The 12949-nt window shown below is 56.3% G+C and carries 8 protein-coding genes and 1 pseudogene; 6 read left to right on the forward strand and 3 right to left on the reverse strand.

Annotated elements, in window-relative coordinates; translation table 11 throughout:
• Nucleotides 1-53: 53 nt before the first annotated feature.
• Nucleotides 54-2371, forward strand: a pseudogene (locus ACM561_RS05360) (TonB-dependent receptor).
• A 228-nt stretch (nt 2372-2599) separates the two neighbouring features.
• On the opposite strand, the gene ACM561_RS05365 reads toward ACM561_RS05360, so the two are convergent.
• Nucleotides 2600-3702 (reverse strand): IS3-like element ISNisp3 family transposase gene (locus tag ACM561_RS05365; protein ID WP_425905558.1). Its coding sequence is split into 2 segments (ribosomal slippage): nt 2600-3447 and nt 3447-3702, totalling 1104 coding nucleotides; the frame shifts between segments, so codons are not numbered across the junction.
• A gap of 878 nt (nt 3703-4580) precedes the next feature.
• On the opposite strand from ACM561_RS05365, the gene ACM561_RS05370 reads away from it, so the two are divergent.
• Nucleotides 4581-4820, forward strand: a complete 240-nt coding sequence (locus tag ACM561_RS05370) for an MbtH family protein (RefSeq protein WP_425908606.1) — start codon at nt 4581-4583, stop codon at nt 4818-4820.
• Between the two features lie 354 nt (nt 4821-5174).
• On the opposite strand, the gene ACM561_RS05375 is transcribed toward ACM561_RS05370, so the two are convergent.
• Both ACM561_RS05375 and ACM561_RS05380 read right to left on the reverse strand, forming a co-directional pair.
• Nucleotides 5175-6194, reverse strand: a complete 1020-nt coding sequence (locus tag ACM561_RS05375; RefSeq protein ID WP_425908608.1) for a DNA-binding response regulator — start codon at nt 6192-6194, stop codon at nt 5175-5177.
• 226 nt (nt 6195-6420) lie between these two features.
• Nucleotides 6421-6945, reverse strand: a complete 525-nt coding sequence (locus ACM561_RS05380) for a hypothetical protein (RefSeq protein ID WP_425908609.1) — start codon at nt 6943-6945, stop codon at nt 6421-6423.
• A 178-nt stretch (nt 6946-7123) separates the two neighbouring features.
• Between ACM561_RS05380 and ACM561_RS05385 the strand changes: the two genes are divergently transcribed.
• The 4 genes from ACM561_RS05385 (at nt 7124) to ACM561_RS05400 (ending at nt 12926) form a co-directional block, all read left to right on the forward strand.
• Complete coding sequence (locus ACM561_RS05385) at nt 7124-7693, forward strand: hypothetical protein (protein WP_425908611.1); 570 nt, start codon at nt 7124-7126, stop codon at nt 7691-7693.
• A 273-nt stretch (nt 7694-7966) separates the two neighbouring features.
• Nucleotides 7967-8854: a hypothetical protein gene (locus ACM561_RS05390; protein ID WP_425908612.1), complete on the forward strand. Its 888-nt coding sequence runs from the start codon at nt 7967-7969 to the stop codon at nt 8852-8854.
• A gap of 135 nt (nt 8855-8989) precedes the next feature.
• The gene (locus tag ACM561_RS05395) at nt 8990-10900 is read left to right on the forward strand and encodes a hypothetical protein (protein WP_425908614.1); all 1911 of its coding nucleotides are present in this window, start codon (nt 8990-8992) and stop codon (nt 10898-10900) included.
• Between the two features lie 166 nt (nt 10901-11066).
• The gene (locus ACM561_RS05400) at nt 11067-12926 is read left to right on the forward strand and encodes a type I secretion system permease/ATPase (RefSeq protein WP_425908616.1); all 1860 of its coding nucleotides are present in this window, start codon (nt 11067-11069) and stop codon (nt 12924-12926) included.
• Nucleotides 12927-12949 lie beyond the last annotated feature (23 nt).

A 12949-nucleotide genomic window follows, 5' to 3' on the forward strand; every position in this document is an offset into this window, starting at 1 on the left:
GCTTAGGGAATTGGGGGACGGGGACAATGCGAGAACTCTCAGCCAAAACTATCATGAGCATAGCGTCGCTGGGAGCGGTGAGTTATTTCGTCGTCTCTGTGGATTCATCCGGCGTCATCCAAGCCGCGCGCGCGCAGCAACCCAGCTTGCCGCCTGTGACGATTGTCGCACCTAAGCCGAAATACGGCAGACGGCCAAGCGGTCACGAACCCGAACAGCCAGTCCCGTCCAGAGGCGGGTGGCCGCGCCGGCGCCGCGCCAGGCGGCGCCTGTCCCTTATGTGGTGCCTTCAACTGGTACGGTCGGCACCGTGCCGCCCGTCTATGCCGGTGGCCAGGTTGCGACTGGGGCAAGCCTCGGAATGCTCGGCAATCGCAGCGTGATGGATACGCCGTTCAATCAGACGAGCTATACTGCTGAACTCATGGAGAATCAGCAAGCGCGGACGATTCGCGATGTGCTGGCTAACGATCCTTCGGTTCGGGCTGTTCAACCGGCCGGTGGCGGTGCCGATGGTCTTTTTATCCGCGGCTTCTTCTATGACAGCGGCGATTACGGCCTGAACGGACTCTACGGAATCGCGCCGTACTACTCCACGAGGGCCAACTTCGTCGAGCGCGTCGAAGTCCTCAAAGGACCGAGCGCTCTGCTCAACGGTGCGATGACCGCCGGCGGCACCGGTGCCACCAGCGGCGGGGCGGTCGGCGGCACCGTCAATTTGATCAGCAAACATGCGACCGACCTCGACATTACGCGAATAACGGGGACTTATGTTTCCCAGTCGCAGTTCGGAGCAAATGTCGATCTGGGCCGGTGATACGGCGAACACAAGGAGTGGGGCGTCAGGCTGAACAGCACCTACTCGAACGGCAATACGCCGTGGAATCGGCAGACGGACGAGTTTGGAAACGTCGTCCTCGGGGTTGATTATCGGGGCGAAAGGGTGCGTGCGGCTTTCGATGTCGGCTATCAGGCGGATAATCTGAGGCCGCCTTTGCGATTCTTCGGAATTGGTCCGGGAGTGACGGCCATTCCTAAGCCGCCGACACCTGGCCTCAACTTCCAAGTCCCGTGGGCCTACTACGCGCCGACGGACTTCTTCACGACTGCACAGGGAGAGGTCGATCTAACCGACTGGATGACCGCCTATGCGGTGTTCGGTTATCACGACAGCAACATCAACTATCTCTATCCGTCGCCCACCATCCAAAATAATGCGGGGGGCCTCGCCGGGCAACCTGGTATTGCCAAGGAGACGTTCGAGACCTTCGCGGGCACGACGGGCATTCGGGCGAACGTCGATACCGGTTTCATCCATCATGCAATGAATATCAACTACTCGGTCAACGACCGGAGCTATAATCAGAACGTTCGGACGCAGACAAGCATTCCTGTAAACAATCTAATTTTCTGGAACCTCTACACCGAACCGACCAACTTAGCGCAGCCTAGCCTCAATACACTAGCTATCAACCAGAGAACCGGTGTGAGGATATCGAGCATCGGCCTATCCGATACCATGTCGATGCTGAACGATCGGGTGCAGTTCACGGTCGGTGCCCGTCACCAGACCGCCGGCACGGAGGTGATGGTTTTCACAGGGCCTCCAGCATTTACGAGTCGGCCGGAGCAAAGCACGTCAGTGTGGACCCCGGCCTATGCAATTGTTGTCAAGCCGGTGGAACACATCTCGCTCTATGCGAATTACATCGAAGGTCTGCAGACACCCGTTGTAGTGGCCGGAAATTTTCAGAATGCCGGGACCGTGTTCCCGCCAACACCAACCCAGCAAGCCGAGGGCGGCATAAAGTTTGACGCGGGCCGACTCACGGCAACATTGAGCTATTTCGATATCAGCCAGCGGAGTGTCATCACTCTCGGCGCAGTCGGAAATCAGACTCAGGAACTCAACGGCATGCAGCGTAACCGCGGCATGGAATTCAATGTATTCGGAGAGGTCACTCCCGCCATCCGCGTGCTCGGCGGCGCCGCGTTGATCGATGGGGTGCAGGAAAGAACCCAAGGCGGGATCAACGACGGCAAGAAAGCAGTCGGTGTTCCTGTCGTCACTGCGAATATCGGTGCGGAATGGGATACGCCCTTCGTGCGCGGTCTCACCATGATGGGCAGGGTCATCTATACGGGCACTCAATACGTAAACGTCACAAACACGCTGACCATACCCGACTGGACACGGGTCGATCTGGGAGCGCGATATACCTTTATCTCGCCCTGGAACGGAAAACCGATTGTTGTTCGGGCCATGGTCGAAAACGTCGCAAACCAGGCTTACTGGGCGTCGGCGTTTAGCGGGGTTATCACGCTTGCCGCTCCCCGGACCTACCTGGTGTCGACGACCTTCAATTTCTAGCATCTTTCAGCTCACCGCTTGGGATCTCTAGCGTTGATGCGCTGAGACGAAGGTCGAGCATGTGCGCGGCGTGGTAGCTACGTTGCCTCCACGATCCATTCAGTGCACGAACGGCCTCGGCCTTGCTGATCCCAGCTTGTTCTTTTTGGCGTTATCGGTCATCCGCCTAGATTGGACTTGATCTGCGACCATTCTTTGGACCGCCGGAGGCTAGAGTTTCCGGCTTTGTCATGACGGCGAGCTGGGATCGCTGTCACGATTATGCAACGTAATCGGGGGTCTATTCCCGATCGCCCCATGCGGGCGTTCTTCGTTGTAGTATCTGCGCCAATCCTCCAATTTTGATCGTGCGTCGTCAAGGGTCAGGAACCAATGAGTGTTCAGACACTCAGCGCGGAAGCGTCCATTGAAGGCTTCGATGAACGCATTGTCAGTCGGTTTGCCAGGCCGACTGAAGTCGAGCGTGACACCATTGGAATAGGCCCACAGATCCAGATCGCGCGAGATGAACTCGGAGCCTTGATCGACGCGGATGGTCTTCGGATAACCAACTGCCGCGCAGGTGTGCTCCAGCGTTTGAACGACATTCTCGGCGCGGTAGCTGAAGCGCGGATCAAGCACCGGCGAGTACCGTGAGAATAAGTCGACAACGGTGAGCACACGAATCTTGTTTCCCGTGGCGAGCTGATCGTGCACAAAGTCCATCGCCCAGGTCTCGTTGGGATGCGTGGCATCTCTGCGATCGTCGCGCAGCTTCGCCCTGACCCGTCGCTTCGGCGTTTTGTTGCGCAATTGCAGGCCTAACTCGCGATAGATCCGTCGCGTCTTCTTCTGGTTGATTAGCCAGCCTTCGCGGCGCAGCAGCACATGCACGCGGCGGTAGCCGTAGCGAACCCGCGTCTGGCAGATCTCCTTGATCTTGCTTTCGAGGCTGGCCTGTCCGGGCCGGCGCGACTTGTAGTGATAGGTTGATCTGTCGACCTCGAGTATCTGGCACACCCGCCGGATCGAGACATCCCATTCACCGCGGACCGCGTCGACGAGCTTGCGCTGACGAACAGGCCTCAGATTTTTCGGCGGATGACGTCCTGCAACATCTCGCGATCCAGGCTGAGATCAGCGACCAGTTTTTTCAGCTTGCCATTCTCATCCTCAAGCTGCTTCAGCCGCCGCATCTCGGTCGGCAGCAAGCCGTCGTACTTCCTTCTCCAGTTGAAATAGGTCGCCTGGCTGATCCCGGCCTTACGGCAAATATCAGCCACCGGCACCCCATCGGAACCCTGCTTCAGAATAAATGCCTTCTGCGCGTCTGAAAACTTCGAGGCTTTCATCGCTCTCCGCTCCTCCCAGTCCGAGGAAATCCAGCGGAAAAACTCTAACCAAAAACGGTCCGATTTGAAGGTCGCAGATCAGACTCGTCTTCGTGTACTGAAGACCTGATGGACTGAAGGCTTGGCGGTGAAGAATGGTCCGGCTGAATCAATTCGATTGCAGCGCGGTGATCCGTTTATCGTTGCGCGCCCTGTTCTGTCCAACGAACGACAGCCAGCTCGAGAAATCTGAACCGGACTCGGATGAAGAGGTGCCTGCGTTCGAGTCAGCACGCGTCAGAAAAAGAGAACGTTTCCGATAGCGCGCTTACGCGTCTCAAGCAGCTGAACATCGACGAGGTGCGCCGCGTGAGTGGGCCGCCGCTTAATGCCGCTCAGTGAACTTGAATGAAACACCGCTGCGCATCGAGCGTGACCGCTCGACGATCTTCGCGACTCTCGTTGCGAAGATCTGATTTAGACTCCGCTCTCTGCTTTGCCGTCTCAGTCTGCACGGTGATCATCCGTGACTCCATTTCTTAGTAGCTCTGCTCCTTGAATCCTTCGGCGCTCAAATCGAAGATGATCGCTTTTCAAACTCGATTTCGATCTCACGTTTGAAATCTCAGAACGGCTACGTGAATGTGTAGATGTGACGATGGTGTTATAGCAACCATTTGCGATGCGCGTAGTCACGATGCCGAAAAGTTGCTGCAGTTAGATTAAACTTCGCCTCATTGTTATCGCTTTCACCACGGTGTGATGGCGAAACCGAGTTCAGTGTGATGTTTCCTCATCAGTTTTGAGGCATTAAAAAATACTCTGGTCGATATTGCTTTGACCATCATCTGCTTCTGACTTAGTCAAACATTGTCGCTTTCGTTTATGGAGACCGAGACATGATGGTGTTTGATAGAGACGATGTGACATTTGCAGTGGTCATCAATGATGAAGAGCAATATTCGATCTGGCCGATGTTCAAGGACGTTCCCAACGGCTGGAAAGAGGTAGGCAAGACCGGCAGCAAGAAGGAATGCCTCGACTACATCGAAGAGGTGTGGACTGATATGCGCCCCTTGAGCTTGCGAAAATTCATGGACGAAGCACCGTCGCAATTGCGAAACGGTGCGCAGTTGTAACCGATCATAAGCGCCATGGCCGCGCAAGGATCGCGTCTTTGAGGTATTTATTACGCATAGAGCCAATGCCCGCGCAGCCAAAAGCGAAGCGCTTAGGTGCGCCTCGTGTCCATGGCTTCAATGAAGATCGGGGATTTTCCCTCTACCTTCGCGCTACGTTGCTACGAAAAGCGCGTCGTCAATTCACAACGGTTTTTTCGAAGATTGTGCGGCTTGCCACCTATCCAAAAACAAACAGCTTGCCGCGTTGCGGGACTCGAGGCTGTTCCGCGAATACCGCACGCCGGCAAACATAGATAGAGTTTTCAAGGTAATCTATCGGATCTCAAACCCAAGGGAGCTTGAATCATCCGATCAATCAGGTCGATCGTGTTCCAACTTGTCAAACAAGTTGCTCACCATCATCGCGACCTCTGTCCTGTTCCGAGCCTTTAGCTTGCGCATGATATGCCGGATATGGACCTTCACGGTGCTTTCGCACATGCCAAGCTCGTATGCGATCTGCTTGTTCGCCCTGCCACGGCGCAATGCCTCGATCACCATGATCTGGCGCGCGGTGAAAAGCTGGCTTTCATCCTGACCCTGAAAAGACGACATCGCGCTGATCGGCACGAATGTGCCGCCCGCTTCCACCAGTCGCACCGCTTCCACTGCGATACCGAGGGTCATGCTCGTTGGAATATAGCCGCGCGCGCCACTCTCGATCGCGCGCTTGATTCGTGAGCCGTCCTCGACATCCGACACGATGATCAATGGCGCGTCCATGGCGACGCGCGCGAGGCTTTCGACGTCGTCGGTATCATTTAACGATTTTTTTTGACTGCTTTGATTGCAGAGGAGGATGACAGAGGGGGCGGGAAGATCATCCTCTACCTTTATCCAGTCTGACAAAGTTGCGAATGAAAAAACCGCGTGACTGACAAATTTGTCTTGCAAACAATGCAACAAGCAATCGCGAACAAGTGCTCTATCATCAATAATAATAATTGCGTTCCGGGCACGCTTCGTCTTGGCGTCGAATGACTCTTTCGTTCCGTTGACGACTTGTGGGTTCTTGCTCTCGTGATCGCGGGCCGCAGCGTGCGCTGTAGGAATTGGGGAGGATCCGGCTGCGAGAGCTTTTGGACGAGCCTGCCAAGGCCGATCCATATTAACTGTAATCGCGTTTTGCAGGTGTACCTGCCTGTGCTGGCCCATTGGAGGCGAGGCCCCGCAAGAGGCGCTGCCGACATTCAACTGCGGTCGAAGATCGAAACGAGGACGTGGATAAGCTGTTCGGGCCGGGTCGGATATCGTGTGAACTATTTGGTCCTTCGGAGCGAAATGACTGGAAAAATAAATGCTTTCAAAACAACGACTTTCATTTGCGCTCATAGGTACTCCTACCAATCAGTCTTGAACGCTGTAACGGACAGGTCGGTCCACCCCAAACCCGTCGAAACCTTCCGCCTCCAGCCTCCTTTAATGCAATAATTTCAGGCCCTAATTCAGAGTGTCCCTATCTGAACCTAGCCAACTCTAATTCAATTTTATCGGTCGGACCATAGCATTCTCATTACGAGATCGTGACAAAGTCTGGTTCCCCACGACACTTTCAGGGTCATTTTGCCAGGGGAAGCCCGGCAATGTAGGCGTCGAAAGCGTCGGCCCAGTTGCCCGTGGCAGGACTCAATGACGTGCTGATGTTGCGGCCATCAGAAGCATCCGTCTCCAACGGAATGTCCGTAACCTGCCATGGTTCATAGCCGATCGAAGCAACGGCTGGGCCGCATAGACGTGTGGCCACCATCATCGCGCTGTAGCTTCCATGCTGGAATTCCCGTGGATGTGTATTGCTCAGCGTCAACGCGTCCTCTCCGATCATATCGGCGTCCATGCCCGTGATCGCTCCCCAGGCTTGCGATTGAACGAGGCTCAGGTCGTCGTCCTGCAAGTCACGACATCCGATTCGGGCGACGATGGTAATGAGCGTCAGCATGAATCCGACGAGATAAGGATCGCGCCACACGATATCGGGAATCCCGTTCAGAGCAGCGCGACTTCGTTCAACCAGCGGACCGATCGTCGTCACTGCTGCCCGACGTCCTCTCCTGACCGCCGCCATAGCAACCGCCCAGCGCAGCATTCTGGTCTCCCGATTCTCCCGACCCTTCCGAGCGGTGGAGGCTTGTCTTCCTTCCCATCCTACGAGACGATGGCTCCGCAGGACAGAGCGCTTATCGCTTTACCGCCGTCGTTGATTAACGTCCTCGGCGCCCTTTGACGTTGCGGGTGAAGAGCCTGCTTTAAGTGCGATGGCCGAAATGACCGCCGACCACCTTCCTCAGAAACCCGATTTCGCCGCGCTTGAGGCGGCAGCGCCGGAATCCGCGAATCGCCGGACCACCATCCTGTCTCTGATCGGAGGCCTGGTCTTCAACTGGTCCAACAACGAAAGCCTGTTTATCTATGTTCTCATGCTGCTTCTGAAGGCCGATCAGGCTACGGCTGCTATCGTGTTTGCGACACTGAATACCACTCGGGCAAGGCTCGATCTCATCCAGCGGCTGGCGCGAATCAGGATCAAGGACAAAGCGCTTAGCAAGGAACTCGATCGCCTGATCGACCGCTTCAACGACGGCACGCACATCCGTAACGAGCTCAATCACTGCATGTATACGGTAGACAATACCACCGGCGAGATATTGCATACGCAATCCATGCGCCTGGTCCAGACCAGCAGCGCGCTTCGTTTCGGTGAAATCAAGCCGATGGATGAGGCCCGCATTCGTGAGATGTCGGACGCGGTGCGGGAAATGGCACGAATAAACCGGGAAATCTGGGATTTCATGCCGCGGCTCGAAGCCCATTTGCGGAGCGGCGGCCGGTCTTAAGTCAATCACGGCGCCCACGATGATCTGAAAGCCGTAGGCAGCTACTCCTTTTGGCTTATCGCCCCCTCTCCTCAAGGCGATTGGAAATCTCCGTAAGGCTAACTAGCCGTTGGAAGGCCATTGAGCGAGCTTCGTCGTGCGAAATCGGCATCCGCGCTGATCTCGCCGCCGGCAGAACCGGCGTAACAACTGGCATCGCTTTTCGACAAGGCCGCTGACGTAGAAGATTGGCGCGCTTTAGTTGCGACGATGCTCCTCCAATAGGAGCTTAACATGGGTAAACATTGGAACGATCCCGACCAGGACCAGGACCAGAAGCAGGATCAAGATCAGGCGCAAGCCAATCTGCAGGGTCAGCTCCAGGGCCAGTTGCAGGGCCAGGCTAATCTTCAGGGTCAGGGTCAGGGTCAGGGTCAGGGTCAGGGTCAAGAGCAGGGTCAGTCCCAGCTCGCCAACCAGACCGCTGTTCAGGGGCTTTATTCCGAGAGCGGCAACCTGAACTGGAACGGTAACGCGAACGAGAGCGACAACAAGAACGATAACGACAACAAGAACGAAAACTCGAACGACAACAACGTCGACAACAAGCTCGACAACGACGTCGACAACAAGCTCGACAACAGCGTCGAGAACAAGCTCGACAACAAGATCGAGAACAACGTCGAGAACAACGTCGAGACCAAGGTTGACGTTGATGTCAAGATTGACCTGGACCTGGATGCCAGCAGCTTCTCCCACCCGGTCATCGACCTCAGCGGGATCCATGGCATCGAAGATTCTCTGATCATGCCCGATGTCGTCAACCAGACGTTGAACGGCGGCGGAAACATGTTCAACATCGACCAGGTCAACAACCTGGTGGATAACGATCACCTCAGCAATCCGCAGGTGAACTTCAACGGCGCCGACGGTGGCGGATATGACTGGTGTGATCCGACCGATGGTGCTGCGTTCAACATGGAAGCTCATGTCAACGGCGCTGTGGTAACCGCCAATGGTGCGATGGGTGGCCTCGATCACGGTTCCGTTGGTGTCAGCGCCGATACCATCGTGGATCAGTCGGCCTTCAACCAGACCATCACAATGGGTGCCAACATCCAGTTCAACAGCCAGACGATCACCGCTGGCCATGACTTCACGGATAGCCATGACGTCGGTTAATTAGCCTTTCGACCTGCGCGGCAATCGCCGCGCAGGTTTTTTTACCGGCTAATCAATACTGCTCCGAAATTCTGAGACTGCAATGGGCGCTCGCGGAATGGGGACGTTTTGCGTGCCTAAAAGCAGGAGGCTCCCATGGTGCCCGGCGGTATAACCGAGATCATCTGGCATTTCGCAGGCTATCTAAAAATTTTCGAAGACATCGCTCGCTTCCGCGAGCCGCCAGACGAGGGCGCGTATCGGCCCCATACCGAGGATTATACGACGCATCGGCCTCATTTTGAGTTCACGCCGATCGACGATGAGATGATTACCCGGCCTACGCCCATGCAGAGCCCCCTGGCACTCGGGGGTGGAGGGGGCTACGCGCCGCATTTGCCTACTCATCCCACGCCAGACATTGGTCCGGAGAAATTCGGTCCAATGCACTCGCCCAACTTTGTGCCGCCGATGAATGTGGGTGCAGGCGGTGCCGCTGGCGGCGGAGTCAATATCGTCAAGGTCGTTTATCAGGAGGATGGCGCACAGAGCCAAATCCAGACGCACCAGATCAACTATATGCATGACAACGATTCGTTGATCGGAACGCATGATGCGAACCTTCTATTCTCGTTGAGGGCAGCCGCCGACCATGCAATCTCCGACATGGCCGCCGGAGCAGATGCGGCTGTTCCGACCGAATGGCATGCTCCACAAAATACGGACGCCCTTCCGGCTTTCGTCGCGGCGCACGATCAGGCTTGGGCCGATCGCGGCGGCACGCCCGACGCACACTCAGTCCAGGCGGGCTATTATGTGAACGGCGAACTACAGGACAGGCCGCCGGAGGTTCCCGCTTCCGAGCCTGCTCCGGCGCCTGACCTCGGCAAGGGCTTGGGCCAGTGGGCGCTCGACGGTGGAAATGAGGCTACCAACGGCGCCTATATCGTCGATCTGACCGACTCGGCGCGAACCATGGTTGTGGCGGGCGACTACTTCAAGACCAACGCGATCATCCAGACCAATTCATACATGGACAACGACCATGTGATGGTCAGTGGTTCCGGAGCCAATGTCGCGACCGGCGGCAATCAGGCTACCAACATCGCCGACTTTATCGAGCATCCTGGCGTCTATGAATCCATGCCCAGCTACGCCAGTTCGAACTGGTCCGTCGATGTCGTGCAGGGCGATTACTATAACATTCGGGCGATGGTCCAGACCAATTATTTGTCTGACAACGACGTCACGATGCAGAACAGCTCAAGCACACATTATGAGGTTCATGCAGGCCAGAATGAGCTCGGCAACTTTGTGCTGATCAACGATGGGGACTTCCAATACGACTTGGTCATCGTCGGCGGCAGCTATCACGGCATGAACGTGATTTACCAGAACAACATTCTTTACAATAACGATACGGTCAAGATCACTGGCGACGGAGTCGATCCGAACCAGACGGTTTCTACGGGCGGGAATGAACTCACCAACAACGCAACGATCGAGAGCTACGGCGGCAGCAAAGCTCTCGCGTGGAATTCAGGTCTGGATGATCTCATCCACAATATCTCGGGTGGCGTGACCGAGCTCGACCCTTCGTTCGCACAATTGATCGCCGGCAACGGCGGCACGCTCAATATCCTTTACATTACAGGCGACTACTATGATGTGAACGCGATCTGGCAGACAAACATCGTCTCAGACGCGAACCTGGCGATTCAACTCCAGGGATCACCATCGCCCGTCACGGCCGGTTACTACGGCGACAGCATGGCCACCCAAAATGTTGCAACGGGCGGCAATGTGCTCAGTAACGACGCTGTGATTGTCGACGTTGGAAACACCAACATCCATGTCGGCGGACAAGTCTACGGCGATTCCATTTTGATCCAGGCGAATCTCGTGGCGGAAAATTCGGATCACGTAACTCAAACGGATCCTCAAGCCCTTGTTCCTGAGGTGATCGCCTTCATCGGGTCGGACGAAACGACAATTAACCCAGATCAACAACAACACGCACCTGCGCCGATTCCGCACGATGATCCTATGGCCAACGTCCTCCACTAATCGTAAACCAAGTATCGTAACTGTTGGTTGAGGAGAGCGGCAAATGAGTCTGGGTGACAACCGAGTCACGGCCAATCCGCCCGCCAGCTTAGACGAGCAAACCGAACCTGGGTTTCGGTCAGACCTCGAATCTCCCGTTAAGTCTCCAGAAGCGCTTGATGTACAAATGGAGACAGCGCCGACGTCTGTCGCGTCGGATCGCAAGGCAGCGGAGCCGCCTTTGGCGCCAGCGAGCGGCGGAGGGAATGATAACGGCAAGGGAATTGTCAACGGCGGTGGCGGTGGCGGCAATCCACAACTGCAAAAGCGCTCAGGAAGCAACGAATTCCGCGATGTTCTCGGTAAGGGGCTGGCCGCCGCACGACGCAACCTTATCACGGTGGGAATCTTCTCGCTTGTCGTGAACCTTCTTGTTCTTTCGATTCCCATTTATCTTTTCAATATGTCGGACCGCGTGCTGACCAGCCGAAGCGTCGACACGCTGATCATGCTGTCATCGATCGTTATTCTAGCGATCGGTGCTCATGTCGTGATGGATATGATTCGCCGTTTTATCCTGATGAGGATTGCCGTCGAAACCGAAGCGCGGTTGGGCGGCCCGGTCCTGAGCGCCGCGGCGAAGGCGGCACAAAGCGGCTCAAGCCGGGAATTTCAAACCCTCGCGGACTTGCAGCACTTACGCCATTTTATCACGGGCTCGGTTCTGCTGACGATCTTCGATGCGCCGGTGACGCCCGCTTACCTCGCCGTCGTCTTTCTGATTAGTCCGCAACTTGGGTTGATCGTGCTCGCCTCGAGCGCTGCGCTGGTTGGGGTCGCGCTCATCAACCAGCGTGTCACCGCGGTACCTTTTACGCGCGCAAATGCGTTTGGGACCCGTGCAAATCTGCAGGCCGAAGCGATGGCGCGCAACGCCCAGGTCATCAATGCAATGGGCATGATTCCGGAAGGTGTCGAGGTTTGGGGAAAGGAAACCGTTGAATCGCTCAAGGCGCAGGTTGCCGGCCATGATCTCAACATCATCATGACCGGCGCTTCAAAGTTCCTGCGTCTGGGCACTCAGATCGCCATACTTGGCTGGGGCGCCTATCTCGCGCTCGAAAGCGAACTGACCGGAGGAATGATTATCGCTGCATCGATCGTCGCCAGCCGTGCTCTGGCGCCATTGGAAGGTACGATCGAAGGATGGCGTCAATTTATACAAGCTCGCTCGGCCTACACTCGCATCAAGAGTTTGCTCCAGAGTTCACCACTCAACCTCGATCGCTTGCGGTTGCCGCGCCCGGAGGGCCGTCTCAGTGTCGAGCGCATCCTCTACGTTCCCCCGCCAAACAAGAAGGTCATTCTCAACGGCATCAGCTTTCAGCTCGAACCAGGCGAGTCTCTGGCGATCGTAGGGCCTTCCGGAACCGGAAAGACCATGCTGGCGCGAATGTTGGTCGGCTCGATTATTCCGACCGCCGGAAATGTCCGCCTCGATATGATGGACCTGCGCAATTGGGACCCGCGCCAGTTCGGCGAGAGCGTCGGTTATCTGCCGCAGGAGGTTCAACTGTTTCCGGCGTCGATCAAGGCGAATATCGCGCGAATGCGCTCCGACGCGGTCGATGAAGATATCTTCGATGCGGCTGAAACGGCGGACGTTCATGAAATGATTTCGGAGATGGCCCAAGGCTACGAAACTGTGATCGGCATGGATGGCAGTCCGTTGTCGGGCGGGCAGCGGCAGCGGATCGGCCTTGCGCGCGCCTTCTATGGCAATCCTCGGTTGATTGTACTGGACGAGCCAAACGCAAACCTGGATGCGAACGGCGAACGCGCGTTGGCAAAAGCGCTGTTGCGCGCCAAGGAGAAGCGGATGACGGTGGTTACCATCACGCAGCGGCCGGCACTGCTACAGAGCGTCGACAAAATCATGATTTTGGCGAACGGCTCCGTGCAGGCGTTCGGAGCGCGTGACGAGGTGATTCCGCTGGTAACGGGCCGCAAAAAGAGCGCTTCGGCCGCGCCAATGCTCGAGGCGTGATCATGGGACGCACAGAGATGGGC

Origin of the sequence: Nitrobacter sp. TKz-YC02, assembly GCF_049852135.1 — a bacterium.
GTDB lineage: Bacteria > Pseudomonadota > Alphaproteobacteria > Rhizobiales > Xanthobacteraceae > Nitrobacter > Nitrobacter vulgaris.

Coding starts and splice junctions, on each gene's coding strand:
- ACM561_RS05370 (WP_425908606.1), top strand. CDS start 4,581: ATGATGGTGTTTGATAGAGACGATGTGACATTTGCAGTGGTCATCAAT.
- ACM561_RS05375 (WP_425908608.1), bottom strand. CDS start 6,194: ATGAGCGCAAATGAAAGTCGTTGTTTTGAAAGCATTTATTTTTCCAGT.
- ACM561_RS05380 (WP_425908609.1), bottom strand. CDS start 6,945: ATGCTGCGCTGGGCGGTTGCTATGGCGGCGGTCAGGAGAGGACGTCGG.
- ACM561_RS05385 (WP_425908611.1), top strand. CDS start 7,124: ATGACCGCCGACCACCTTCCTCAGAAACCCGATTTCGCCGCGCTTGAG.
- ACM561_RS05390 (WP_425908612.1), top strand. CDS start 7,967: ATGGGTAAACATTGGAACGATCCCGACCAGGACCAGGACCAGAAGCAG.
- ACM561_RS05395 (WP_425908614.1), top strand. CDS start 8,990: ATGGTGCCCGGCGGTATAACCGAGATCATCTGGCATTTCGCAGGCTAT.
- ACM561_RS05400 (WP_425908616.1), top strand. CDS start 11,067: ATGGAGACAGCGCCGACGTCTGTCGCGTCGGATCGCAAGGCAGCGGAG.